This is a genomic window from Chroococcidiopsis sp. CCALA 051 (assembly GCF_003015105.1).
GTDB classification, from domain to species: Bacteria; Cyanobacteriota; Cyanobacteriia; order Cyanobacteriales; family Chroococcidiopsidaceae; genus Chroococcidiopsis; species Chroococcidiopsis thermalis.
This window is the reverse complement of sequence record NZ_PYCI01000011.1, coordinates 43,671-67,387: the sequence shown is the minus strand read 5'-3', so window position 1 is coordinate 67,387 and position 23,717 is coordinate 43,671. Positions and strand designations below refer to the sequence as shown.

The 23,717-nt window shown below is 44.9% G+C and carries 25 protein-coding genes, 1 pseudogene and 1 riboswitch; of the genes and pseudogenes, 3 read left to right on the top strand and 23 right to left on the bottom strand.

All coding sequences use genetic code 11. The features are described from left to right. Positions 1 to 12 precede the first annotated feature (12 nt). The 6 genes from C7Y66_RS04440 to C7Y66_RS04415 form a co-directional block, all read right to left on the bottom strand. Positions 13 to 351, bottom strand: a complete 339-nt coding sequence (locus C7Y66_RS04440; protein ID WP_106544629.1) for a DUF190 domain-containing protein — start codon at positions 349 to 351, stop codon at positions 13 to 15. Further along, positions 351 to 914: a fluoride efflux transporter CrcB gene (crcB, locus tag C7Y66_RS04435; protein WP_255409932.1), complete on the bottom strand. Its 564-nt coding sequence runs from the start codon at positions 912 to 914 to the stop codon at positions 351 to 353. The genes C7Y66_RS04440 and crcB overlap by 1 nt, the downstream gene beginning before the upstream one ends. Then, positions 891 to 1,000, bottom strand: a riboswitch (Fluoride riboswitch). It overlaps the preceding gene by 24 nt. 161 nt (positions 1,001 to 1,161) lie before the next feature. Further along, a complete protein-coding gene (locus C7Y66_RS04430; protein WP_106544642.1) occupies positions 1,162 to 1,665 on the bottom strand; it encodes a DUF3172 domain-containing protein in 504 nt (167 codons plus the stop codon). Between the two features lie 165 nt (positions 1,666 to 1,830). After that, positions 1,831 to 2,700: a 3-oxoacyl-ACP reductase family protein gene (locus C7Y66_RS04425; protein WP_106544627.1), complete on the bottom strand. Its 870-nt coding sequence runs from the start codon at positions 2,698 to 2,700 to the stop codon at positions 1,831 to 1,833. Between the two features lie 151 nt (positions 2,701 to 2,851). Continuing rightward, positions 2,852 to 3,421: a signal peptidase I gene (gene lepB, locus C7Y66_RS04420; protein ID WP_106544626.1), complete on the bottom strand. Its 570-nt coding sequence runs from the start codon at positions 3,419 to 3,421 to the stop codon at positions 2,852 to 2,854. A 62-nt stretch (positions 3,422 to 3,483) separates the two neighbouring features. Then, positions 3,484 to 4,767: an HhoA/HhoB/HtrA family serine endopeptidase gene (locus tag C7Y66_RS04415; protein ID WP_106544625.1), complete on the bottom strand. Its 1,284-nt coding sequence runs from the start codon at positions 4,765 to 4,767 to the stop codon at positions 3,484 to 3,486. 388 nt (positions 4,768 to 5,155) lie between these two features. On the opposite strand from C7Y66_RS04415, the gene C7Y66_RS04410 reads away from it, so the two are divergent. Further along, complete coding sequence (locus C7Y66_RS04410) at positions 5,156 to 5,350, top strand: hypothetical protein (RefSeq protein ID WP_106544624.1); 195 nt, start codon at positions 5,156 to 5,158, stop codon at positions 5,348 to 5,350. Between the two features lie 4 nt (positions 5,351 to 5,354). On the opposite strand, the pseudogene C7Y66_RS33295 reads toward C7Y66_RS04410, so the two are convergent. From C7Y66_RS33295 to rppA, 12 genes and pseudogenes are all read right to left on the bottom strand, one after another. Beyond that, positions 5,355 to 5,982: pseudogene (locus tag C7Y66_RS33295) on the bottom strand (TMEM165/GDT1 family protein). Positions 5,983 to 6,374: 392 nt separating this feature from the next. Next, the gene (locus tag C7Y66_RS04400) at positions 6,375 to 6,893 is read right to left on the bottom strand and encodes an HPP family protein (RefSeq protein WP_106544623.1); all 519 of its coding nucleotides are present in this window, start codon (positions 6,891 to 6,893) and stop codon (positions 6,375 to 6,377) included. A gap of 21 nt (positions 6,894 to 6,914) precedes the next feature. Beyond that, on the bottom strand, positions 6,915 to 7,457 hold the full coding sequence (locus tag C7Y66_RS04395) for a DUF1622 domain-containing protein (RefSeq protein WP_199197242.1): 543 nt from the start codon (positions 7,455 to 7,457) through the stop codon (positions 6,915 to 6,917). A 41-nt stretch (positions 7,458 to 7,498) separates the two neighbouring features. Then, the gene (locus C7Y66_RS04390; RefSeq protein WP_106544622.1) at positions 7,499 to 7,825 is read right to left on the bottom strand and encodes a hypothetical protein; all 327 of its coding nucleotides are present in this window, start codon (positions 7,823 to 7,825) and stop codon (positions 7,499 to 7,501) included. Then, a complete protein-coding gene (locus C7Y66_RS04385; protein ID WP_106544621.1) occupies positions 7,825 to 8,181 on the bottom strand; it encodes a PRC-barrel domain-containing protein in 357 nt (118 codons plus the stop codon). Before C7Y66_RS04385 ends, C7Y66_RS04390 begins: the two co-directional genes overlap by 1 nt. Positions 8,182 to 8,233: 52 nt before the next feature. Then, on the bottom strand, positions 8,234 to 9,448 hold the full coding sequence (locus C7Y66_RS04380) for an NRAMP family divalent metal transporter (protein ID WP_106544620.1): 1,215 nt from the start codon (positions 9,446 to 9,448) through the stop codon (positions 8,234 to 8,236). Continuing rightward, positions 9,445 to 9,864, bottom strand: a complete 420-nt coding sequence (locus C7Y66_RS04375) for a hypothetical protein (RefSeq protein WP_106544619.1) — start codon at positions 9,862 to 9,864, stop codon at positions 9,445 to 9,447. Before C7Y66_RS04375 ends, C7Y66_RS04380 begins: the two co-directional genes overlap by 4 nt. A 139-nt stretch (positions 9,865 to 10,003) precedes the next feature. After that, a complete protein-coding gene (locus C7Y66_RS04370; RefSeq protein WP_106544618.1) occupies positions 10,004 to 12,085 on the bottom strand; it encodes an ATP-binding protein in 2,082 nt (693 codons plus the stop codon). 133 nt (positions 12,086 to 12,218) lie between these two features. After that, positions 12,219 to 12,599: a TSUP family transporter gene (locus C7Y66_RS04365; protein WP_106544617.1), complete on the bottom strand. Its 381-nt coding sequence runs from the start codon at positions 12,597 to 12,599 to the stop codon at positions 12,219 to 12,221. 181 nt (positions 12,600 to 12,780) lie between these two features. Further along, the gene (locus C7Y66_RS04360) at positions 12,781 to 13,548 is read right to left on the bottom strand and encodes a hypothetical protein (protein ID WP_106544616.1); all 768 of its coding nucleotides are present in this window, start codon (positions 13,546 to 13,548) and stop codon (positions 12,781 to 12,783) included. Between the two features lie 459 nt (positions 13,549 to 14,007). Next, positions 14,008 to 15,336, bottom strand: a complete 1,329-nt coding sequence (gene rppB, locus C7Y66_RS04355; protein WP_146149732.1) for a two-component system sensor histidine kinase RppB — start codon at positions 15,334 to 15,336, stop codon at positions 14,008 to 14,010. Positions 15,337 to 15,373: 37 nt separating this feature from the next. Continuing rightward, the gene (rppA, locus tag C7Y66_RS04350; RefSeq protein ID WP_106544615.1) at positions 15,374 to 16,090 is read right to left on the bottom strand and encodes a two-component system response regulator RppA; all 717 of its coding nucleotides are present in this window, start codon (positions 16,088 to 16,090) and stop codon (positions 15,374 to 15,376) included. 260 nt (positions 16,091 to 16,350) lie between these two features. Here rppA and C7Y66_RS04345 point away from each other — a divergent pair, with 260 nt between their 5' ends. Together C7Y66_RS04345 and C7Y66_RS04340 are read left to right on the top strand one after the other, a co-directional pair. Further along, positions 16,351 to 17,415, top strand: a complete 1,065-nt coding sequence (locus C7Y66_RS04345; protein ID WP_106544614.1) for an AI-2E family transporter — start codon at positions 16,351 to 16,353, stop codon at positions 17,413 to 17,415. Positions 17,416 to 17,510: 95 nt separating this feature from the next. After that, positions 17,511 to 18,236, top strand: coding sequence for a phosphatase PAP2 family protein (locus tag C7Y66_RS04340; RefSeq protein WP_106544613.1), 726 nt, complete (start codon positions 17,511 to 17,513; stop codon positions 18,234 to 18,236). Between the two features lie 12 nt (positions 18,237 to 18,248). On the opposite strand, the gene C7Y66_RS04335 is transcribed toward C7Y66_RS04340, so the two are convergent. The 5 genes from C7Y66_RS04335 to C7Y66_RS04315 form a co-directional block, all read right to left on the bottom strand. Then, positions 18,249 to 19,079 carry an SAM-dependent methyltransferase gene (locus C7Y66_RS04335; protein WP_106544612.1) on the bottom strand — a complete coding sequence of 277 codons (831 nt, stop codon included), beginning with the start codon at positions 19,077 to 19,079 and terminating at the stop codon, positions 18,249 to 18,251. After that, a complete protein-coding gene (locus C7Y66_RS04330) occupies positions 19,076 to 19,507 on the bottom strand; it encodes a hypothetical protein (protein ID WP_233222519.1) in 432 nt (143 codons plus the stop codon). Before C7Y66_RS04330 ends, C7Y66_RS04335 begins: the two co-directional genes overlap by 4 nt. Before the next feature lie 202 nt (positions 19,508 to 19,709). Beyond that, entirely contained in the window at positions 19,710 to 22,373 is a 2,664-nt protein-coding gene (locus C7Y66_RS04325; protein WP_106544610.1) for an ABC transporter permease, read from the bottom strand. Positions 22,374 to 22,375: 2 nt separating this feature from the next. After that, on the bottom strand, positions 22,376 to 23,062 hold the full coding sequence (locus tag C7Y66_RS04320) for an ABC transporter ATP-binding protein (RefSeq protein WP_106544609.1): 687 nt from the start codon (positions 23,060 to 23,062) through the stop codon (positions 22,376 to 22,378). Further along, the gene (locus C7Y66_RS04315; protein WP_106544608.1) at positions 23,055 to 23,717 is read right to left on the bottom strand and encodes an ABC transporter ATP-binding protein; all 663 of its coding nucleotides are present in this window, start codon (positions 23,715 to 23,717) and stop codon (positions 23,055 to 23,057) included. The genes C7Y66_RS04320 and C7Y66_RS04315 overlap by 8 nt, the downstream gene beginning before the upstream one ends.

Here is a 23,717-nt window from a genome sequence, read left to right as displayed (position 1 = left end):
CGCGTTGACTCTCTACCTTGATTTTTCAGCAGGCTCGTGGTGAACTACATTCACTGTTTCTTGGATCGCCAACCCTTGCGTTACCATTTCTTTAACTAAGGGAAGAAACTGGGCGATCGCTTCTGGGCGATCGACGATCGTAACTACGATTGGCAGATTGGCAAGTTCCATAATGCTAGCGGTATGAATTTGATGGTGTTGGCTTACACCATATCCTTCAACGCCTCTATTTACCGTTGCTCCAGCTAGTCTTTGCTGTCGGGCGGCTTCCACCAAAGCTGAATACAGGGGTTTTCCTTGCCAGCGATCGGACTCGGTAATGTAAATAGTCAATTGCTCCCAAGCACTCATCAGATTTGCCTCGCTAAAAACATTCCCAGTTCTACGCTCAAAAAACCTAAAATTGGACTTCCCAACCAGTAAAGCAATGCCCTTTTATAACTTTTAGTTCTCAAAAGATTTGAGGCATCTAGGGCATAAGTCGAAAATGTCGTATAAGAACCCAAAAAGCCTACTGCAACCAGCCATTGCAGTTCGGGAATAGAGAATGCTTGCTTTGCAGCTAAAGTGACGAAAAAACCCATCATTCCAGCTCCTGTCAGGTTAATGAAAAAGGTTCCGTAGGGAAACGCAATGCCAAGCCAACGGGCGCAGAGTAAGGTCAAGTAGTAGCGGCTCAACGCACCAGGAATTGCTCCCAAACTGACGAGCAGGGGAGTGTGGAACGCAGAATCGAGATTCTGCAATCCCTGCGTCTTACCCAGCTCCGCAAACACATAGCTCAGCATACCATTCAACCCCCGAAACTCCTGGAGAAGTTTTTCTAGCTGTCTTCTCGCTCTTCCAGGATGGGAGTACCTATAAGTAGCCCTACCCTCTTGAAACGAGTTCAGAAAGTAGGAGCCATCAGCCATTTCATCACTATTAAATGCTAGCCGTCTTGTTTTCAAAACGGTCTTGATGAGTGGCGGTTGTGGCAAGCTCCATTGCCATACAGTTTTTATCCTATCCTATTCTTGCCAACTACTCAAAACTGTTCGTTGTAAACTCCGCGCTTGTGTTGTTGCAAAAGTTGGAAGTGTTAAGGTAAATCAAGAATTCAGGCATTCTCGTAGACAGTCCGTTGCGATTAACAAAAAGATAGCAACTCAAGTTCATCCGCTATCTTGCTTGCTGAGAAATTCCTGCCTGTTTCAGGAAGAGATTTCCAGCCGCATTATTCTGATAAACACAATCAATTTGAGGTGAGTTTTCCAGAGTTCCGGTAAAGCCGAAAGTGTTCATTCTATTTTTACACTCTTGCTCCTGAGTGGCTGTTACCAAATTCTTTTGCTCCAAAACTGCCCAGTCGTTTCTGCGAATAACACATCCTGGTTGCATCTTGGGCTGAGAAATATACACGCTAAAAGGCTTGAGCGTCACGAATAGACGAGCATCCAATGTCATAGCACTAGCTCCGTATTGCACGCAAACTTGCGGATCTGGTGCAGCAAGATCGATATATTGGCTGCTAGCGACGTTTTCAGGACTGAAATTGACAGAAGAACTCAAGCCAACCCCAAGCCCAATTCCTACCATCAGCGCAGCCGCCACAATTGCCAAAGATGCATAGTTCCAGATTGACGATATGGATTTAGTGGGAGCGTTCAATTGTTTGGATTTCATAGGAATGGTACTAGGACAAACAAAACTTTCTCGACAAATGCCAAACTTGAAAGCCGCGATTCCAGCACTAGCAACAACATCACTACATCGCGGCAATTATTTAGAGAGACAAATACTATGTATCGGCGTTATTGTTACATGACGCATAAGCTACTTTTGGAACATTCAATTGAAGTACATCCCACCGTTGACATTGATTGTTTGCCCCGTGATATAGCCATTGATAGCCAACATCACAGCAGCCTCAGCAACTTCTTTAGCCTTACCAAAGCGACTAACAGGAGTCTGTTCGGGGTGTACCTGTAAATTGGTGCTGGCTGTTTCAGTTTCAATCAGTGCAGGGGCAAGCGCGTTAACTGTAATTCCTTCTCCAATCAGTTGTGCGGCATAAGCATGGGTCAGTCCTAGAATACCTGCCTTGGCAGCAGCATAGTGGAGACCCACGACTCCTCCAGTTTGAGCGGCGATAGACGAGAGATTGATAATGCGTCCCCAACCTTGCTTTCGCATTCTTGGTAAGGCGGCTTGAGTGACTAGGAAGACTGATTTGAGGTTGACGGCAATGGCTTCATCCCAATCTCTTTCTTGAATTTCCTCAATTGCTTTGGGACGGACAAGCCCAACGTTATTCACCAAGATGGACGCAGTTCCCAACTGTTGCTCCACAACCTCAATCATTCGAGCTACATCAGCCGCAACCGAGACATCGGCTCGAACCGCGATCGCGCGGCATCCCTGTTGTTTTACTAGGCGACAAGTTTCCTGGGCAGCCTGCTTCTGGGTCTGGTAATTGATGGCAACATCTCCACCCGCTTGGGCAATTGCGAGGGCGATCGCTCGTCCTAATCCTCGCCCTGCTCCTGTCACCAAAGCAATTTTGCCTGATAATTCACCCTTGCTCTGGGTAGTCTTTTCCTGGAGCTGACAATTTGCTGCAACACCTGCATTAGCTTGCTTACTAGTGAAGGTTAGAGATCGTCCTACTTTTCGCTCTAACTCCGCTACCAAAGTGGTTTTGCCTGATAATTCACTCATAATTGTGTCTCCTTGACATAACTTGAAAGTCGTATATGATCGGCGAAAATATTGCGATCGCAGTCGGTTTGTAAAGCAGAAAAGTGTCACGGCAGATTAGTACAAAGTGGTACGTCCTGACCTAGGGGCTTGGCACAGGCTTTGTAGGCTGTCATTGGGAAGCAACATAAACGGGGCTATTCAATTCGCCAATTCGGTTGAAAGGAAAGAAGCGGAAGATTGCCCGACCGATAATGTTGTGACGCGGTACGAATCCCCAATAGTGGCTGTCATAGCTGTTGTTCCGATTGTCTCCTAGTACCAAGTAGGAGTTGGGTGGAACAATTACCGGACCCCATTGATAGTCTGGTCGAGCGGCAATATAGTTTTCCTTTAAAGCAGAGCCATTGATATATACCCGTCCAGATTTCACCTCAACCTTTTCTCCTGGCAAGCCAATGACTCTCTTAATAAATGCATCGTGAAAGTTTTGTTGCCTTAAAGTTTTGGTGGGTTTGAACACAACCATATTACCCCGTTGAGGTGGTTCAAAATCATAACTCAGCTTGTCAATAATTAAGCGATCGTTCACTTGAAGCGTTGGTTCCATTGAACCAGAAGGAATATATCGAGCCTCTGCAACAAAGGTACGAATGCCAAAGGCAAGCAACAGACTTAGCCCAAAAACTTTCGCAGTTTCGAGCCAAGGATTTTCAAAATGAGGTTGCGTTTGTTGAGTCATAGAACTTATTCGCTCCAGCCATCTGAGGCAAAATGCCAATACAAAGTTTGTTACTGCGATCGCTATTGCCCCAAAATAGGCATTGCGGCAGTTTTCACGAATAAATTTAGAGGTTGTCCGTGGCGATTGAGTTCTAATTCCAAACTACTACCAACTTGGTTTTCCTCTACTATCTGCTGTAGATCGCTAGCACTCGAAACTAACTGCCCGTTAATTTTTTGAATTACATCTCCAGTCCGCAGTCCAGCGCGGTCAGCAGGAGATTTGGGTAACACTTTCGCTACCAATACACCCTGGTTTGTATCTACTGTTATCCCACTGTTAGGGTTGTTGTTCAAGCTTTGCTGAATATCTGGAGTTAGCGTTACCATTTGAATGCCCAAGTAAGGATGCTTGACGCTACCCTTAGCAATTAACTGCTGGGCAATACTTTTAGCTTGATTCATTGGAATCGCAAAGCCGATGCCTTGAGCATCTTGAATGATGGCTGTATTAATGCCGATCGCTTGTCCCTGAGAATTAAGTAATGGTCCACCAGAATTACCTGGATTAATTGCAGCATCAGTTTGAATAAAGTTGACGCGCTCGTTAGCAGCACCAATATTACCGCGACCTGTCGCGCTAATAATTCCAGAGGTAACGGTGTTGTCAAGCCCCAATGGATTGCCGATTGCGATCGCTAAATCTCCTGGCTTTAGCTGGTTAGAATCGCCCAGAGCAACTGTTGGTAAGTTATTTGCCTGAATTTTAACTACGGCAATATCCGTAACTGGGTCAGCACCCATGACCGAACCTTTGAAGGAACGACCATTTTTTAGGGTTACGGTAACGGTATCTGCTCCCTGAACGACATGGGCATTTGTCAAAATCTCTCCATTAGGATTAATGATGAAGCCGGAACCAATACCGCGTTCGATTTGTTTAGTTGGTGGGGTAGGAATTTCCGAACCAAAAAACTGGCGAAAGAACGGATCTTGAAAAATTGCTGGGGCAGTATTAGTCACGGTATGAGTCGAATCAATCCTGACCACTGCTGGACCTACACTTTGAACCACAGCAGCAATGAAGTTAGTGTCTGTATAGTTTGTCAATTTACCAACTGGAGTTGAGGTAGTTGGTGTAGAAATTAGCGATCGACTCTGCTGAGCAACACCAGTACTATCATTTTTAAAGGCATAACTACCTGCAATAATCGCGGCAAGGGTGGCTAGTCCTAATGTTAAATAAGTGGCGCTATTTTTATTGTTGGAATTACGGTTCGTATAAACTTTTGAGTCTGAGCGATCGAGATTAAAATCGTCAATTCGATCTGAATCGCTTTGAGATTCAGGAAGGTCTGTTTTCATCGGTATTACCTGAAATAATTGACTAAAGATTTTTGAGGATTTTCAGTGCGGCGATCCTCTAGATTTTTTTAAAGGAGATAGATCTCCAATCTGTTTATTAATGTTAAACATTCCATATGACACGCTTATGGCGGAAGTATTGCAATTTTGTGGAGCTGCTGCAATCGTCTAGCCAAAATTGCTGCTTCGAGTATCATGCACCTTTTAAGTAAAAAGACTTACACAGGCTGGGGATAGCAAAAAGTTTTGCTCAGTCATCTCCTGGGGTTAGAGGCAAACTCTGAGATTGAGAGCTATAATTTTCATATTGTTCTCATAATTGGGTAGCGGGTAAATATAGCTCAGCTACCATTAAGCCTATTATTAAAAAGCAAAGAAGCTAATTCATATGAGCAAAATTGTCAATTTAAATATGTCCGATGAGGAGTACTTAAGCCTGCTAAGCCAGAAAAGCCCTTCAGATGAAGAACAGGCTTACGTAAAGCTGCTGATTTGCTGGGGAGCATCTCCTATGAAGGCTGAACGAGTAGCTCGCATATTAACTAGTCCAGTTGCACTTTGGCTGAGAAAAAATTTAGGATGAAAGTTCAAATATTTTCAAATAAGGATACTGCTGCAAAAATCAGGAAAAGACATCCTCCGATTGCCGTAACGGTGCGTTCTGAAATTCTGCCTGCAATCAGTCGCCCACCTACTACAGCGATCGCCGTGCAAATTCCATGTCCTAAAATTGCTCCTGCTGTTACTCCTAATGAGTTATTCGACGCTGCCAAAGTAATAGTAGCAATTTGCGTGCGTAGGGCTTTTGCCCTTGCCGCAGGCATCGCCCCACTCTGCTCAGAAAGTCAAAACAAACGCTTCTATCAAAACTCCGATAGAAGTGCGGTTTTGAGAGCGATCGAGTAAAGCTGCTGTTGCTTGCGCCTCATTGCGATCGGATTTATTTGGCATTTGGCTTGCTTCATACAATAACTTTAGTCCAAAGCCAATAAACAAAATAATTGCAGCGTAATGAATATAACTGCGGGGTAATAGCGATACGACTTGCCCCACCAAAACAGAAATAACAGTCATTGCTACCAAAGCAGCCATAACTCCACTAAATACTAGTTTCCGAGAATATTTAATGGCAAGAATGACAGCAATGAAAAAGGTCTTATCGCCTAATTCTGATACTGTAATTAGTAGCAAACCCGCAGTAAAAGCTTGTAACAATTCCTCAAACTCCTCAAATTTTTCTTGTTATTTGAGCGAGCTTGAGAAGCGATGAGACACATCACCAAGCTCGCCATGAAACGAACTCAGTGAAGGTCTCGCTTGCAAGATACTGACAGCCACATTCTATAAGCAACTCGCTATGTGGGCTATAAGTTATGTCTTGCCACTTGAACCAGGCTGAATGCCAGTGTGTTGATTCAAGCGTACTAACTAAATTTAGTTAGCTGCTACTCTTCTTCAACTTTTAATCATTATACACATTTTTCAATAATAATTGAAGTAAATTTGTTAGTCAGAGATTTGTATCGTTAGGAGTCAATAATTTTCACTTTTGTTTCATATTTTTCAGCTCCCATCTTATTTCAAATAGTTTTGGTTTGCACCACTAATTAGCGATTCTCATAGCGTGCCAGTATCCATAGAGCAAAGCGTTCTAATCCAATTAACGTTGCAGTAATCCCCACCGCCAATGCAAACAAAATGAGATTACTTTCATTACCAGAACGCAAGGAAAAGCCGAGAGATGTGGAAACAGCAGGAGGATGTACTACATCTAGCAGAATCATCATGATGATAGTTACAACCATTGCGATTCCACCAGAAACATACCCAGGACCAATTAACAGATAAGTAATTAAACCGATAGTTGCAGCCATAATCTGCGAGAGTAACAGCGTTCGCACTGTGTTTGTGCCATGCTGCGGATCGAGATAAATCAGGAACGCACTGGATGCGAGAGAAGCAAACAGCAAGCGTTGCCGACTGAGTACTTCTACTAAAGCTAGTACAGCTAGTATTGTTATAGTTGGGGCTGTTGCTAACGCTAACTCACCCTTTAGATCCAGCCTGCGTCGGAGCGAACGATTTGCGCCCTGAATTGGTTTTAAGCTAGAACGCTTTTGATTCATAACTTTCTGTTCTGGTTCTTCTTAATCTTTTGTCCTACCACTAGTAGGATCGCTGGCTACCGCACGATACGAGTTTTCTCTAGTTTCTGGTTGGGACGATCGGGTATGCTCTCCTTGTTGGATCTCGCGTTCCAAGAAATAGTTCAGCAGCGTTCGCAAAAGGACAATTGCTCCCAGATTTAAAATATCCTGACGGCTTGGAGCTACTGCCGTGCGTAAAATGTCGCTAGCAACAGTGAATTCTAGTCCTAGAGCGAGTACTCGCCCTAATTGGAGGCGGATTGTCTCAGTTGAATTGAGATGCTGTTTCGATCGCGAAAATAATTGACGTAAATAAAGCAGAATTCCCCGAATAATTGCCCCTCCAATTACCATCGCAGCCGCAATTTCGGCTCCAGCAGCTAAATATCCCACAATCAGCTTCAACCATGACTCTAGCGGACTACTTGCCATTTCTGCTTTAGCCGCTCCAACGTTGATGCTTAGCAGTAAAATCAGACCGAAGATCAATGCGATCGGTAACAAAATTTCAGTTAAAGAATTCCGTAATGACTCTCGTGGCATATTTTTCTGACAAAATCTATTTGTTCTGGAAGCGACCGCTTTTATGAAGATCGCTCCGATAGTGTTTGCAAGCGATCGAGCGTACAGGTCAAGCGAGGACGATCTGGATCTGCCAAATCCAACTTGTCCCAAGGTACTTTGAAGCCGCCGCGAATCTTGCGTGCGCCCAGCCGATGCAGAATTGCTAGCCCAATCGTCCAAGCAGAAAGTCGTTCCAAAATTGCCCCGAAACCAAGTAGGTATTCCTGAATTACCCACTCATCTCCTTGAGATTGGGCGCGGATTTCCTCTATCCGTCCTACAGGTTTGCCATCAATGTCTACTACCTGCTTGCCAATTAATAATTCCAAATGAATTTCGCGATCCATTATCGCTCTCCTGGGATGTGGGCGATCGCATCCCGCAACCACTGCTCGTAAGCCAAAGCTGGTGTTGCTTCTGCGTTTAAATCTACGTCCACATCAATGCCAACATCGCGCACTTTTGACCAAGGAATTCGATAAGATTCTCCTCGCTTAGCGCCCCACCTACGCTCTAAGGCAATTACCCAACGTGCGATTCGCGGATGCAGTCTGCGGGCGAGTGTTGGCAAACCAGTCTCGATGTAAGCTAATCGTGGCGACTCTCCTTCCCTTAGCTCGACAACGATACCGTCTACTTTGCCCATTTTACGCCCACTGCGATCGACCAGTTGATTATCTAATACGTCTCGAATTAAGTCCATTTTTTCTCACTTGCGATTGTCAGAATCCAAAATCTCAAATCTCAAATCGATTTCAGCCTCCTAAGATTTCTAGAGGAATCGCCACGATCGCCAAGACAAACGCCAGTCCAATCGTGAAAATCACAACAGTATTGCTAATCCAACCATTGCGGTGTCGTCCGACGTAGCGATCGTCATTCATCAATACTAAAAACGGCAAAATCGCGATTGGTAGGATGACTGCTGTTAATGCCATCGAAAACAGAGTTAGTTGCAGCGGATCGATACCTGCTACCATCAGCAGCGAGGCAAGAAAGACAAACACTGTATAGACGAAACTGAATCGAGCCGCATCTTTTGGACGTAGACTTTCGCCCCAATTCCACCCCAAAGCCTGAGCCACGATATAAGCGGTGTCGAGAGTAACTTCCAGTGCAGCACCAAAGCAGGCAATACCGAGAGACGCTGCAAATAAGATGAAACCCCAGTAGCCAAAAGGTTGTGTTAACATCAGGGCTGCTTGTTCGTAGCTATCGACTTGAATACCTCTAGGATGCAACACCATTGCTGCTACGATGAGAACTCCCAGCGATACAATACTGCCAAAACCCATACCTAGAGTGGCAACCGCCCGATTAATCCCCAAGTGTCCCTCATCCCATTTATCCTCGACTGCCCCAGAGGAGTAGAAGTAAAACAGGTAAGGACTGATTAATGCTCCCAAGATACTCACGGCAATGAAGCAGTAGTGAATGAGATCTTGACGAGGGAGAGTTGGCAACAGTCCCGATGCCAATGCAGGTAAGGGGGGATGCAATTTGAAACTGCCGACGACAAATACGAGGGTGATGAGTCCTAACAGGGAAACACCATTCTCAATTAAGCCAAAGTTGCCTTTCCAAAGCATCAGCCAGATTGCAAAAGCAACGGGGAGCGCCCACCAACGAAAACCTATACCCGTGACAAGTTGCAGGGCAATGCAAACTCCGCCAATCTCGGCTCCCAATACCAAAAAGTCTACAATAATTTCTGCTAGCAGCGGCAGGACGTAGAAGTTGAACCCAAACCGTTCTCGCACGGCATCTGATAGCGTATGTTTACTAGCAGCTGCTAACCGACCGGACATTTCTACCAAGAAGATGACACAGATCGTTCCGAGTACTATTGCCCAGATTAGCTGAAAGCCGAAACTCGACCCTGCTTCGGCTGACGTGGCGATCGCACCCACATCTAAAAAGCCGCCGATACTGGTGACAATACCTAAAGCAATTTCTAACAGCTTGCTCATGGTTGTGCCTCCAAGCTGTTTGCGAGGCGGTGAAGTTCTTGTTCGCGTGTGGCGAGTTGTTGTATTTGTTGAGTAACTGTAGCTCGGTTTCCTTGAGCGATAGCTGCCGACAGTAGATGCACGCTTTGCTGAAGCTGCTGTAGCTGGGTTGGTAGATGAGGGTATTTGCGTAGATCTGTTTTGGTCAAGGTCTCTACTTCTTGCTGAAGGTTGTTCTCTACTTTCTGAAGTGTCTGCCGAGCGTAAACGTTTGGCACTGCACCTTGCAACCACTCATCGGCGAGTAAGTGTGCTGTCGCCGTCCACGAGCCGATTGTTTGAAGTTCTTTTTTAGCAGTACTGCTAGAGGACTGGCTGTTACAAGCAGTCAGGATTGCTACTAGTAAGACAAAATAAAGAAACCGAAGTAACTGCATAGAAATTGATAAACTCCTAGCTATAAGGAGTTAGCACGATCTTCTCCAATCTCAAAATAGGGTTTAAGTATCTTGCGGAGGATTTTAACTGCGTCAGCAGGTAAGAACGATGTGGAGCAGCTGAAGATAAAATTAGTTTCTAGATTTTGCGCTCGACGAGATTGGCGATCGCCGTAATTAAGCTGGCAAGTTCTACTGGTTTTGCTAAATGTATTTGAAAACCTGCCACTCGTGCTTGTTGGCGATCGCGATCGCTAGCGTAAGCAGTCAAGGCGATCGCGGGAATTTGTCTGATTCGCTCTACCTTGCTAGTTCTAATCTGACGCATTAACATACAACCATCTACGTCTGGCATTCCAATATCGCTCAGCATTATATCTGGCTCTGAATCTACTAATGCTCGTAGTGCTTGTTTTGCAGAAGTTACTGTTGTGACGATTGCCCCATACCTTTTGAGGACGAAAGTCATCAGCTCTAGCATATTTGGGTTATCGTCCACAACCAATACTTTTACGCCTCCTAGTAGCTCATCGTTGCTAATTTCTCCTTCAGTTTCCTCTGCGTCCTCTACTTTCTCTGCTATTTCCAAAAGAGGAATTTTGACGGTAAAAGTTGCCCCCTGCCCTTCTCCTTGGCTTTCTACTTCAACAGTCCCACCATGTAGTTCTACTAAGTGGCGGACAATTGCTAGTCCCAAACCCAACCCGCCAAATTTTCTAGTGGTAGTGTTATCTGCCTGCTGAAACGACTCAAATACATGGGGGAGAAAATCAGGATGGATACCTTTGCCTGTGTCAACAACTCGAATTTGAGCGTAGCTGTTGTGTGTTAGTTGTTCTCTACGATCAACCATTGACCATTGACTGTCAATTGCTGACAATTGCACCTCAACTTGCCCTCCTTTAGGTGTAAATTTGACAGCATTAGACAGCAAATTCCACATAATTTGCTGTAAGCGTTTAGGATCGCCTGCAATCAAAATTTCTCGACTGGATATTTTTGGATAATTAAATTGATGGCAAGTAGAAAATTCTAGATTTTGGCGTGTTTTACTTTCACATTCAGAATCTACAAAAGAAAATTTTAGCTCGATCGCTTTTATCTCTGCTGATAAACGCACGGCTTCTATTGATGCTTCAATCGTAGAAACGAGATCGACTGGATGAATTTCTAGACTAAGTTTACCCCGTAAAATTCGAGAGACATCGAATAAATCTTCAATGAGTTGAGTTTGTAATTTAGCATTATACTCAACAATCGCCAAGGCACGATGAGTAGTAGCTCGATCTAGGTTTTGACGTTGTAGTATTTGTATCCATCCGAGAATTGGACTGAGGGGCGATCGCAATTCGTGAGAAAGCACCGCCAGAAATTCGTCTTTGATCCGATTTGCTGCTTCAGCTTCTGCCCGTGCTACCTGCTCTCGCTCCAGTAGTTGAATTCGTTCTGCTTCTACCTGCTGGCGATTTGTAATGTCAGTTAACATGACTAGTACGCCGTTGAACTTGCCCAATGAAGTCAAAATTGGTGTAGAGGAGACAATTGCCCACATTTGGTAGCCATCTCTACAGCGAAAACAGTAGTCGAACTGCTCTTTAAAACCTTGTTTCCATCGCTTAGCTATAATTTCAATGTCAGTTTGATTTGCTGGGTCGATAAAATCATAAAAGGAGCGATCGCGCATTTCTTCAACACCATAACCCAACATTTCAGCTAGTCTTTGGTTGACGTATTCAGTTTGCATATCTACGTTCAATAACCAAATACCTTCATAAGCTGTATCGACAATTCGGCGATAGCGTTCTTCACTTAATTTAAGTTTAGCTAAATTGCTTTCGGCTCGCTGTCTAGCAGACCGAACTTCTGCATTGAGCGAACTCACTAGTAAAGCAACTACAGTGAATAAAACTAGATGCAGAAGATTTGCTCCGTGCCACAACTGAAAGGTATGAGCTAGAGAATTTAAAAAATAGTTAATACCTACAATAGACAGAATAGTTGCTAATATCCCAGCTTCCAGTCCACCGTACCAGGCACTAAAAGTTACAGCAGCAAAAAATAGGGAAAAGACTGTCGAACTGAGCAGGGGTTGTAGTAACAGAGTCATTAGTAGGGCAACTACAACAGATAAAGCTGCAACAATATAGCGAGTTAAGCAAAAGTTACTTAAGTAGCTAAAGTGCAGCCTTGATAAGAAATTTCTTAAGTAGCTCGTATTCATCTATTCCCGATCCTAAAACAATCTATCAAGGTATTCTCTAAAGGAGGAGAGGCTTTTTATCCTACCCTCATCGGAAACTTAGGATAAAGTTTCTTACTAGCAGTAAGTAACCGCATCTATGGTAGCTTGCACGTTAGGGCGAAATCTCTGCTGAGTTATTAAAAAATACCTTAATTGCGCTCAGCAGTAGTACTACTGCAAAAAGCTTTGCCAAAACACCACTAGGCAAAGTTGTACCAATTTTAGCTCCTAGAAATCCACCGAAAAAGAATCCCAAACAAATCAAAGCTGCTATTTTTATATCTGTATATCCATGTTTGTAGTACACCCAAGCAGCAAGGAAATCTATTGGAGGAACTAGCACGGCTAAAGTAGTGCCTTGAGCCAGATCTTGGGAGAATCCGAACAAAAAAACTAGGGCAGGTAGAATAATGATGCCACCTCCAATTCCAGTCATACCGCTAATGATTCCAGCAGTTAAGCCGAGAATTAAAGCTAGGATAATGTTGTTCATTATTTTTTCTATCTGTGAATTTTTGTAGTTTATGGTAACGAACAAGCGAAGATTCTTAAATCAGTCTAATTTTGATATCTTTTCCACGTCTAGGACGGTAATCCTACCGTCCTAGATTACTAATCTATTAGGATTGCAAATTTGTCAGCTTTACTTTCTAGCCTGCTGACTTCAAAGAGGTTTAAACCTGAAAAAACCTACGCAAATTTTTTACTTCTCCCAATATAGGAGTAGCAAGTAAGCTGTATTCAGTTGGAGAGCTGGCTTTCTCTACCAAAGCAATTAGAGTATCTTCAAAGTTTTCGAGTTGAGTAGAACCACTGTGAGAATGGATAGAAGGGCGCAAAGCCTCCCAAGTTTGTCGAATCTTTCCACTTACTGCTCTTAACTTAGTTGTATTCTCAGTTGCCGTCCAAATTTCCAACTCGCGACCGTAGTAGTCAAGCATTGCAACCTCAATAGGTATTTGAGGATCGAAATGCTTTGCCAATTTAGCGGTAATGAGTGTCATCTGATTGGCATCACACATTGCTTGATGGTTTTTAGCAGCAACACTACTTCTGAGTGCAGTAATGTTTGAATAGAGTTGAGCTAATTCTGCATTGGATATCTTCATTTCATTTTTCAATTGCTGGAATGTGTTTTGCAGCAGAGCAAGATATAGCTCAGCCTCTCGCCATTTTTGCAGCTTTATTATGTTGTAAATTGATGTAGCGTAATCGTTGATTTTATTTAGTGTAGCTCCTCGATCGCCACTAACTTCTTTAATCCGATCGCCTGTTGAACCTAACGCTCTTGTAGTATTGCTATCCCCTTCATAACGATCGCTAACTTCGATCGTCTCATCGCTCGTTGGAGATGGGGCTGCATAGGATATCGGCACTGATACACTCAGACTCAAAGCTGCAACTAAACTTGCCGTTAAAATTAACTTTGTTGTTAGTTTCATTGTGAGAATCTCCTTATTATGCAGGTTTTTGATTTCACTCTGTATTTGTGGGCAACAAAGAGTTTCAGGAGTTTTCAGTCAAGACTGTATCAGACAGGTATGACAAAAGCGTGACGAAAATATTACGGAGGCGTAATATTACCTAGTTGACGCAATTTATCGTAGATATAAAAAGTAAAAAACTTGGAAAGATTACTAATTTTTTTAATTGACTTGTTTTTTACTTAATACCTAACCTGTTGAACAATAAGAGACGTGATGCTCTGTCTCGTGCTTCGCGATCGCCGACTGAAAAAGTTGAATGTTTAGCACTATATAGAGATCGATATCAAACGTTCAAATAATAAACATAAATACTATGACAGAGCAAAGTGAAATCAAAATGAAATTCTGTTATTTCTTTAGGCGTATATCTATGTTTAGCCGAGCGAAAGTGCGTGGCATCGCTCCAAGATTATGTTAATTTTCTAAGGGAAGTCGTACTGTAAACGTACTGCCTTGTCCGAGTTGACTTTGAACGGAGATACTACCTCGGTGTATCTGAGCGATCGCAGCTGCAATCGGCAATCCCAGTCCAGATCCTCCTGTACGTCGAGAACGATCTTGTTGGACTCGATAAAAACGGTTAAAAATCTGTATTTGTTCCTCTGGAGCAATCCCAACCCCTGTATCTTGGATTTGAATTAAGGCTTCACGTTCGTTACAAGTTAGCAACAGCGACACTTTGCCTCCACTGGGAGTAGCTTGGATGGCATTGACAATCAGATTAGAAATCATGCGATAAAGCTGTTCTTCATTGCCCTTAACATACAAGAGTTCCTGTGGTTGCGCTTGCATTACCAGCGTCACATTTGCCTCAACTGCAACAAATGCCAGTTCCTCAATTATGTCGCTCAGCAAATCGTTCAGACAGCACGACGAAAATTGTCCTACCAGTCGTCCATCTATCCGCGCCAGTAGTAACAAATCTCCTACTAATTGGGAAAGCCGTTTACTCTGGCGTTTGAGTACTGCTAGCTTATCTCCAATTTCTGACCCTTCGAGTTGTCCGTGCAGTGTCAGTATCGCTTCAACAGTGGACTGTATTGCCGCTAAAGGCGTGCGAAACTCATGGGCAGCATCGGCGGTGAACTGTTGCATTTGTTGATAAGATCGATATACAGGTTGCATTGCTAAACCAGCCAGCCACCAACTCGACCAAACAACTAAAAGCACTGTAGCCAGCCATCCTATCAACAGAATTAACCTCAAAACAGTTAGATGCCGATCTAAGTCACTCAGCGATCGCCCAACTTGCAAGTATCCCCAAAGATTCTTTTTAAGATATAGTGGCTGTTCGATTTGTCGATAGCGAGTCCCAGAAGAATTGATTAGCGTTTGCCAATTTTCGATCTGTATAGTTCTCGGTGTTTGGTCGAGTTGCAATCCACCTAAAGCAAGTAGTTTTCCTTGACGATCTAACAAACGCATGTAGTAATTGACTGGTTCAACCGTCTTTGGCTTAGTTGCTGTGGTTTGAGTAAAACAATTTACTCGCTCCGCACAGAGTTTTAATGAGAGATGGCGAGCTACATGCTGTAAACTTCCAGATTCTTGTACAACAGGTTCAAGGCTGCGATCGAGTGTTTCTGCTACTGATTCTAAGCCTTCGTCAATACTCTCTCGATAAGCATGGGCAACTACCTGATAAACGCCCAAACTACTTAAACCTAAAATGAAGCTCATCACTCCAGCATACCAACAAGCCAGCCGCAAGCGAGAGAGATAAAACAGTCGGTTTTGTTCCATGCTTCCGATTAGCGATCGCGCTTAAAGTACATGACAACTACCAACTATCAACTACCGAGCGACAATGAGTATTGAGCCGATAACCCACACCGTAGATTGTTTCAACTAATGGATCGCTGCTATCGTCACCCAGCTTGCGTCTGAGGAGGCGAATTTGTGCCGCTACTGCGTTACTGGTAGGTTCTGCACCCATTTCCCATAATTGATTGACAATCCGATCGCGGGTAATCACCTGGTCAGAATGCTGCATGAAATATTCTAGCAGTTGAAATTCCTTTGTTGTTAGCGAGATAACTTGTTTATTTCCATTTGGATATTGACGAGTAACTGCATGAGTACTGTAGTTTAAAGTTAGGTTTCCTGCTTGGAGATGCTGCGGTCGAAGTTGGGGCGATCGCCTCTGTAATGCCCGCAATCTTGCTAGAAGTTCCGGCATATCAAAAGGCTTCACCAGATAATCATCTGCTCCAGCATCAAGCCCGATAATTTTTTCTTCCATTCTGTCTTTCGCTGTCAGTATTAAGACAGGTAAAGAGCTATGTTGCGATCGCAATCGTTTACATAATTCTAACCCCGATAATCCTGGTAGCATCCAATCAATTACCGCGAGGGTGTAGTGCATCCACTCAGTTTTGACATAACTCCATGCCTGAGTGCCATCGAGAAACCAGTCAACCACATAAGCCTGATGGTGAAGAACTTGCTTGATTGCCGCACCTAAATCTGGCTCGTCCTCAACTAATAAAAGTCGCATAACAATCTGTTTACCCCGTTGCTATGAGTTTCCTACGATTGAGTTTTTGCTAAAAAGTGAAATAAGGATGAATTATTTCTATTCCTATTGGTAGAGAAACCACTAGCCTTGAGCGTCGAAGCTTTCAGATAAAAATAAAATTATAATGAAAATCTGCTAATTGTAAGATTGGAACAAAGACAACCATGCCTAATGAAATTCATCACTAGTATTAGTAAAGGTGGCATGACAACTTCGCGTTCGTCACCTAAAACAGTGTAATGGCAAGCTTCAAAGAAAAAGAAAGTGGATGGTCGCAGTTAACTCATGGCGCACCACTGGCTGTACTAGTAGCAGCAGCACTCTACATTCTCTACCAACTACTGCCAGTTTGGAAAATAGTAGCTTTAGCAACATTAATTGCTGTTATCTTGCGAACCTTGCTGCGCTGGTTGTATAGGCTAGTCAGGATACGTTGGGTTGCTGTCTTCTTGTTAATTGGATTAATGGTAGGGTTTAGCGTACTGCTTGCTGCTGTTATCGTCCCCAGCATAATTTTTGAGACTCAAACGCTTCTATCGACACTACCAAATTACTTAAACGCGCTGAGTGGGAGACTCGAACAGCTTCATAGTAATTTCAGCTTGATTCCAGACTTTTCCAAGAGCTTAAACCAGTTAAGAAATTTTACCAATCAAATTCTCGCTACATTCCCCATTTTAGTGAGCCAAGTTTTAGGGATAACGTTTGACACAGTAGCAACGTTAATTCTGGCAGTCTACATGGCTTATAATCCCAATGCGTTAATTAGCGGCATTCTGCGGCTAGTACCGCGCAAACACCACCAGCGAATTCAGCGCGTCCTTAAGGCTACTGAGGTGAGATTGCGGGGTTGGATTTTTGGCACGGGTATTGCCATGCTGTTTCTAGGTGTAGGAGCAACTTTGGGACTTGCAGTGTTGGGAATTCCGTTGTACCTCTCTTTTGGGATAATTGCAGGCGTATTTGAGATCGTTCCTTACTTTGGCTCGATCGCTGGCACGTTTTTACCTGCATTAGTCGCCTTCACTATCTCACCATTAAAATTGCTACTCGTCTTAGGATTATTTTTAATTCTCAATCAGATAGATGCTCACATCGTTCAGCCGTTGGTCATGGGTCGGCAAGTCAACATCCATCCGGTAATGGTGATTTTGACATTCCTAGTCATGGGTAAATTATTTGGATTTGTTGGCGTACTTCTAGCTGTTCCAGCCGCTGCTGTTATCGTGACGCTAATTGACGAGTTCGTACCAGCAAGCGATCGCTCTCTGGCGGTAGATGCATCAAATAATAGCGAACCTTAAGTTTTTTAACATGACATCTAGCTGATGGAGAAAGCCTTTTCAAGTTCTTAACAATTAGTGTTTAAGCTAGAAAGTTCCTGTTTAGACAACATCAAATGATTCGTAAAATTTCAGTTTACTGGTTGCGTCACGTACATCCTCGTTTAGCTACGTTAATTGCCACAATTGGTACTGTTGGGCTTGCCGTTTGCCTGCTGATAATTTTTGGATTAGGTTGGCTGTTTGAAGAAGTGCTAGAGCGAGAAGCGTTTTCCTTCGATACTTCTTTTTTATTATGGTTGCACGGACAAGCCAACCCCATACTCGATCGCTTCATGCTGACGATAACTCAATTTGGCAATCCTCGCACAGTCGTGTTTGTTGTCATAGTCAGTTTGGCTATTCTCTGGTGGCGCAATCGACAGGAAGCGAAAATATTTGCCCTTGCTTGTTTGGGAGCCGTCATTTTAAATACAGGATTAAAGTTAGCCTTTAGCAAACCCCGTCCCCATCTTTGGCAGCAATTAATTTCCGAAAAATCTTTCAGCTTCCCTAGCGGTCACGCTTTAGGGTCTTTAGTTTTATACGGATTTCTTGCCTACTTGTTAGCAACTCATTATCCCAAATCTGCCAAGATTTTTTACAGTTTGGCAGCGATCGCGATCGCTGCGATTGGATTAAGCCGTTTGTATTTAGGCGTTCATTGGCCCACTGATGTGATTGCAGGTTATGGAGTAGGTTTTCTGTGGCTCATGCTCTGTATCGCGATGCTGAAACTGCAAAAAGCCAGCGATCGATCTCTACGCCAGCACGAGCGGCATCGCGGTAGATCTTACTTTTGATGCCAATCACGATCAAATCCGCCTCAGTAAAATAATTCCGTCTTGCTTCAATGGAGCAAATCGGCGGAGAATCCAGTTGAAGGGGGGTTCGCGGTTAAGCTCGTGCGCCGCTTCCAGTGACGAGCAAAATTCCCCGACTTCCCAACCGCACGTCAGAAAAAAATTAGTTCCTGCTTCAGGGGCAAATTGCTGTATGGAATTAGCAGCGGTGAGTTCTCTAACATACTTTTTTCGAGCCAATTTCAATTCCAGCGGCGATATTACGTCTAAAATCCACTCATGAAATTTATTCTGTCGGTGTAAAGCGATCGCCAGTATTGCAACTTGTTCGGAAGTTAGATAAACTACGAGTCCTTCAGTAATTACTAGCACCTTTTTTGCTGTAGCGTTCACTTCAGTAAAAAAAGCATGACTAGCAGCGAGATCGGTAAGATCTAACTTCACCAATTCAAGAGAACAGTTTGGAGACTCGCCAGCCAATTGTTGTTGTTTGTATTCCAAAATGGCTGGTAAGTCCACTTCAATCCAGCGGAGTGATGCAGGAAGTGAGAGTCGATACGGTCGCGTATCGAGTCCCGCACCTAAATTTAGTACGGTATCAATTCCTTCTCGCTCGATACTTTGTAATATTAACCGATCGATAATACAGGTACGTACAACTAGCAACCATCCAGCCGATTCACCGCCACCAATCTGCATAATTTGTTCTCCCCGCTTCCCAGCTAAGGTGCGAGCAAAGCGATCGCAAAAAAGAGCGTCTGGGCGTTCGGATTCTATGGCGCGGTAGATCGCTACTCCATAAGCAGTATCGGAAATGTTCTGAATTGGAAAGGATGCATTCATGCGCGATCGCCATTCATCACTTTCAAAGCGTCAGCGGCTGTTTTTAGTACGCCTTGCCACTCCGGACAACTAATGTATTCGCGATCGGCAGCCTCTATTCCCACTGCCGTAAACACTCGCTCGATTGCATCGATGACAGCCATAACTAACTGCACTTCGCGATCGTCTTTGAGAAAAACACCAATCGCACCTTCAGGGTTTTTTATCAAATTCGTGTCATCGTAAACAAAGTCAAATGCTAACTCAAAATAAATTAAGTGAACGGCAAAGTCATCCCAACAGTCATCGTCAATCTCAGATGTCAACTCCCGTTCCAACAGCATTTGACGTTGATATTCTGCATCAGCTAAAACAATCAGATGCCCAAGTAACTGTTCTCTTAGCTCTGGCGATCTCAGCAAAACTCGATCTTCGGACATGGAATTCATATTTCTTGTCTGTTTTTGGGTTACTTCGTACTCTAGACAGCAAGTGTCAAGGACTCGGAAAGATTTCTTCGTGCTGGAAAAATTCCGCTCGACGAGACTGACAAGCAGGCAATTTCTTGTATGCGTTAAATTGCACGTCCAGGGTATCCTCGAACAAAAGCTCTGCCCCTTCAAGCGGGAGCCGTAAGTTTTTCGTAACGATTTAGATGTCACGCAGAATCTCTACTCCTACGCGACTAGATGCATCTTGTGCGCCGATTATAGCAACTGCGGTAGAAGCGATCGCCGCTCCAGCCAACAACATCAAATAAACCCAAGGTATTGAGAGCAGTTCTGGCGGTGGATCGAAGACTCCGGTTAGCACTTTAACTAACATCTGCGCTACGCCAAAGCCCAGCACAGTGCCGATGACACCACCACCAACTAGAATTAGTAGCCCTTCACTGTAGAGGAACCCCCCTAGTTGGTTATCCTTAGCTCCTAATACCGCTAAAATTGCAAAGTTACGTCTTCGCTCAGCCATACCAAGTGCCATTACCAGACCTGTTGCCCCAGTTAGCAACAGCACTGCGAAAATCAGTTCTAAGCGGGTCAAACCGCGTAAATCCACAGCCGTGAGACTGGAACTAATAGTATGTTGCGTCGAACCAATGTCAGTCACTTTGGCTCCAGCCAAGGAAGTGACTACCTGACGCGCTCGCTCGGCAATTTTAGCTGCGCTGCCTTTAGTACGCATTAACACGATCTCTGCTGCGTCATTGCTCGTTTGCCGAGCGACGTAACTGGCGTTAGCGACCAGAAAAGAATCTTTCGGTGCTGTGGGAAATTCTTTGACGATGCCAATGAAATGAAATGGTACGACGCGATACTGCTTATCTTTAGCATTTTGCAGCCGGAGATTCAGGCGATCGCCCTTTTTCAACTGATAGTCTTTAACGGTTTCCTCAGAAACTAATACGCCATCAGGACGAGTTGCCAGTGCTGCTAGCGTCGTTTGGGCATTTCCGCCAGCAAAGTATGCATCTACCAACTTAGTTGCTTCAGTCAAATGCAAAGGGTCGATACCGTAAAGGTCTTGTAAGTCCGTACCAACGTAGGCAAACCGATGCAGCATGGGTTGAGTGCTAACAACACCAGGTACGGCTGACAGTTGACTTTGTATAGAGGTTGGAATCCCACCAGAACCAGGAGGTTGCATGACTGTAACATCGGAACCGTTGGTTAGTTCGGCATCCACTCGCGATTGAGCGTTGTAAGTTGTGTTGAAAACTGCTGTAGAGATGGCAAAAGAAAAGGCAAGTGCTACCAATACTATCCCGCGAGTCATTAAACTCCGTTGGCGACTTAAAGCAGCTGCAACGACACCAGAAAGAGAACCCAAGGCTGGATGTAATAACCGAGCGATCGGATATCGACCCCGATTGAGTATCGCGTTCCAGAAACGCATGGTCAATAGTCCTGCACCCAGCCACAGACAGAGAGGCGCAATAAATGTCTCGTATGAAACCGATGTTTGCGGTACTCCTTCAGGTGCTAATACTACTTGATAATCCGTACTCGCCGTTTGCCAAAATAAAATCGCCGCAGCGGTTAAAAAGAAGAAGTCTAAATAGACTTGCTGCCATAAAGGTTTTCGCCTGCTACCGATCGCTGCTCGTGCCGCCGTGACTGTAGAACTGCGAGCTTGTTGCCAAGCGGGAAGAAGCACTGCCAACAGCGCCAGCATCAATCCGAGCGAGGCTGCACCAGCAATCCAGAAAAATGTCGTTCGCCCAGCTAGCATTCCAACTGGGGCAATCGTGCTAGCGGCTGCATAGGTGAGTCCGATCCCCAGAATTATGCCACCAATCCCCACAGTGAGAGCCTCTATACTTGCAAGCTGGAGAATTTGTGACGTGCTTGCCCCACGAGCGCGTAGTAGTGCCTGCTCTTGACGGCGACGATCTTTACCAGTAGCGGCAACAGCAATAGTGAGTAGCACCGCCAAGATCGCTCCTGGCAGCCCTAAGAACAAAAATAGGACTTGCGAATAAAGGGCATCAGCACGCACTCCATCCAATCGCGCCGCCAAATTGTTACCGACAATGCCACGATCGGCAATCCGTGCTTCCAAGTTTTTTGCTAGTTGCTGCACGTAGATGTAGGCAGCACTGGGATCGTTGGATAGATTATGGCCGATGCGGACGTGAAGTTGAGTGCGGATAGAGTCGGGTCTGACTGCGGCTTGCGGGTCAAAGAACTGATGCCATCGGTCTAGGGATAACAATATGACATTATCTGGAGGAGCCTGCGGAGCTACGCCTGCTGGCACTCCCACAGCCTGGAAGAGAGAATCGGCATAGGGTAAATCGACGACACCATCAACTTTAACTGCGATCGCAGGTAAGCCAACTCGTTTAATATTGACGGTATCGCCTACGGTGACTTGCAAATTAGCTGCCGTTTGTTGGGCTACGAGTACCCCATCGAGCGCACCAATTAAAGGGCGTAGCTGAGTCGGAAAATCTTGGCGGTATTGTGGGGCGATGCCTAGAACTTGACCCGCTCCTGTAGTTTGGACAGTGCCATGCGTGTCGGCGACGAAGGCTTCGCTTTCTGCATAGCCCACCTGCTGTAATGCCGTGTAGGATGTGGACTGACCGACTGCGCCGATGACGGTTTTGGCATCAGAGCTGGATGCCAGTTGGATTTGCCAATCTACAGGTACGGAGGCGATCGCCCGTTGAGTCATCGAAGCCGCACTGGAAACAGTAAACGCACCAATTGAGGCTAGTATAGCTACGGTTAGAGCAACGCCAACTATTGCTCCTAATAGACGAGCGGGACGACTCGATAGCAAGCCTCTCAGCCAAAGTATGAAGATCATTGCTAATTGCCAAGTGCTAATTGTTTGTTACTGCTCGTTAAGAGATTTCCATGCCGGACGTACCACAAGCTATCGAGACGCTCTGCAACTGCTCGATCGTGGGTAGCAACGACTAGCGCCGTGTCCGTACCTTCTAGAGTTGCCAGCAACACGTCGAGTAACAGCTTGGCAGTGGGGCGATCGAGTTGACCTGTGGGTTCGTCTGCCAGAATCAGCCGAGGACGATAGACTAAAGCCCTTGCCACTGCTACCCGCTGCGCCTGTCCTCCAGAAAGTTCTTCCGGCATTTTGTCAGCGATCGCGCTTAGTCCTATGCGCTCCAATACTTCCATTGCTGCAATTCTTGCAACGTAAGGTTCTTTGTTCCCCAATAGCAGTGGCAGCGATACATTTTCTACTACATTTAGAGGAGCTAAAAGACTGGGCATCTGAAAAACGAAGGCAATCTTTTGAGGGCGCAAAGACTTGCGATCGCCAAGAGCCGTCCAAGCAATTTTTCCAAATGTGGGAGTATCGAGACCGCCCATTAAATAAAGTAGCGTAGACTTGCCGCTGCCCGAAGGTCCCATCAAGGCAATCCGCGCCCCTGACGTTATCGCGAAGGTAGCAGAGTCAACAGCTACCACAGAATTCTCGCCCCATTGATAAACGCGCCTGAGATTTTGCGCTTCAACTAGCATTTCAACCATAAATAACTCTCCCGTCTTGTAGCTGTATAATCCGATCGGCGTGAGCAGCCAATAAATTACTATGCGTGGCAATCAGGGTCGCGCCCCCTTCTTGACGACGCGCTTTGAAAAGATTCAGCAGCTTCAGTTCGGTTTCGGCATCGACTTCTCCAGTCGGTTCGTCTGCCAGTAACAAACTGGGGTTAGTCGCCAGCGCTACGGCTAAACCAGCCCGCGCCGCCTCGCCTCCTGACAATTGCGATGGACGGGCTTTGGATCGCTCTTGCAGACCAACCCAAGCGATTAAATCTTTCACTCGCTGCTCGTCTAGCTTTCTTGCCAGGTGCATCTTGAGTCGGATGTTGTCTTCCACGGAAAGATATTCAAACAAATTGCCTGACTGGAGTAGAATCCCGATATTTGTGGCACGCATCCTCGCCCTTTCAAACTCTGGGCGACGAGTCAAGCGTTTTCCCATTAACTCTACATATCCGCCATCAGGTTCGTCGAGTCCGGCAAGGCAAGCAAGCAGGGTAGACTTACCACTGCCAGATGCCCCCATGACAACGACAATTTCGCCCTTAGCAATTTGAATGTTCGCGCCGCGTAGTGCCAAAGTTTCTTCTTCCCTAGCGTGGTAAAAGCGATAAAGCTCGAAGGCTTCTAGAATTGGCAT

Bases quoted from the DNA above. Each gene is read 5' to 3' on its own strand.
- C7Y66_RS04320 (WP_106544609.1), bottom strand. From the start codon at position 23,062: ATGGTTGAAATGCTAGTTGAAGCGCAAAATCTCAGGCGCGTTTATCAA.
- C7Y66_RS04400 (WP_106544623.1), bottom strand. From the start codon at position 6,893: ATGAATCAAAAGCGTTCTAGCTTAAAACCAATTCAGGGCGCAAATCGT.
- C7Y66_RS04415 (WP_106544625.1), bottom strand. From the start codon at position 4,767: ATGAAAACAGACCTTCCTGAATCTCAAAGCGATTCAGATCGAATTGAC.
- C7Y66_RS04385 (WP_106544621.1), bottom strand. From the start codon at position 8,181: ATGGACTTAATTCGAGACGTATTAGATAATCAACTGGTCGATCGCAGT.
- C7Y66_RS04325 (WP_106544610.1), bottom strand. From the start codon at position 22,373: ATGATCTTCATACTTTGGCTGAGAGGCTTGCTATCGAGTCGTCCCGCT.
- C7Y66_RS04410 (WP_106544624.1), top strand. From the start codon at position 5,156: ATGAGCAAAATTGTCAATTTAAATATGTCCGATGAGGAGTACTTAAGC.
- lepB (WP_106544626.1), bottom strand. From the start codon at position 3,421: ATGACTCAACAAACGCAACCTCATTTTGAAAATCCTTGGCTCGAAACT.
- C7Y66_RS04375 (WP_106544619.1), bottom strand. From the start codon at position 9,864: ATGCAGTTACTTCGGTTTCTTTATTTTGTCTTACTAGTAGCAATCCTG.
- crcB (WP_255409932.1), bottom strand. From the start codon at position 914: ATGGCTGATGGCTCCTACTTTCTGAACTCGTTTCAAGAGGGTAGGGCT.
- C7Y66_RS04370 (WP_106544618.1), bottom strand. From the start codon at position 12,085: ATGAATACGAGCTACTTAAGAAATTTCTTATCAAGGCTGCACTTTAGC.
- C7Y66_RS04340 (WP_106544613.1), top strand. From the start codon at position 17,511: ATGATTCGTAAAATTTCAGTTTACTGGTTGCGTCACGTACATCCTCGT.
- C7Y66_RS04430 (WP_106544642.1), bottom strand. From the start codon at position 1,665: ATGAAATCCAAACAATTGAACGCTCCCACTAAATCCATATCGTCAATC.
- C7Y66_RS04380 (WP_106544620.1), bottom strand. From the start codon at position 9,448: ATGAGCAAGCTGTTAGAAATTGCTTTAGGTATTGTCACCAGTATCGGC.
- C7Y66_RS04395 (WP_199197242.1), bottom strand. From the start codon at position 7,457: ATGCCACGAGAGTCATTACGGAATTCTTTAACTGAAATTTTGTTACCG.
- C7Y66_RS04360 (WP_106544616.1), bottom strand. From the start codon at position 13,548: ATGAAACTAACAACAAAGTTAATTTTAACGGCAAGTTTAGTTGCAGCT.
- C7Y66_RS04425 (WP_106544627.1), bottom strand. From the start codon at position 2,700: ATGAGTGAATTATCAGGCAAAACCACTTTGGTAGCGGAGTTAGAGCGA.
- rppA (WP_106544615.1), bottom strand. From the start codon at position 16,090: ATGCGACTTTTATTAGTTGAGGACGAGCCAGATTTAGGTGCGGCAATC.
- rppB (WP_146149732.1), bottom strand. From the start codon at position 15,336: ATGGAACAAAACCGACTGTTTTATCTCTCTCGCTTGCGGCTGGCTTGT.
- C7Y66_RS04390 (WP_106544622.1), bottom strand. From the start codon at position 7,825: ATGGATCGCGAAATTCATTTGGAATTATTAATTGGCAAGCAGGTAGTA.
- C7Y66_RS04330 (WP_233222519.1), bottom strand. From the start codon at position 19,507: ATGAATTCCATGTCCGAAGATCGAGTTTTGCTGAGATCGCCAGAGCTA.
- C7Y66_RS04365 (WP_106544617.1), bottom strand. From the start codon at position 12,599: ATGAACAACATTATCCTAGCTTTAATTCTCGGCTTAACTGCTGGAATC.
- C7Y66_RS04315 (WP_106544608.1), bottom strand. From the start codon at position 23,717: ATGCCAATTCTAGAAGCCTTCGAGCTTTATCGCTTTTACCACGCTAGG.
- C7Y66_RS04335 (WP_106544612.1), bottom strand. From the start codon at position 19,079: ATGAATGCATCCTTTCCAATTCAGAACATTTCCGATACTGCTTATGGA.
- C7Y66_RS04345 (WP_106544614.1), top strand. From the start codon at position 16,351: ATGGCAAGCTTCAAAGAAAAAGAAAGTGGATGGTCGCAGTTAACTCAT.
- C7Y66_RS04440 (WP_106544629.1), bottom strand. From the start codon at position 351: ATGAGTGCTTGGGAGCAATTGACTATTTACATTACCGAGTCCGATCGC.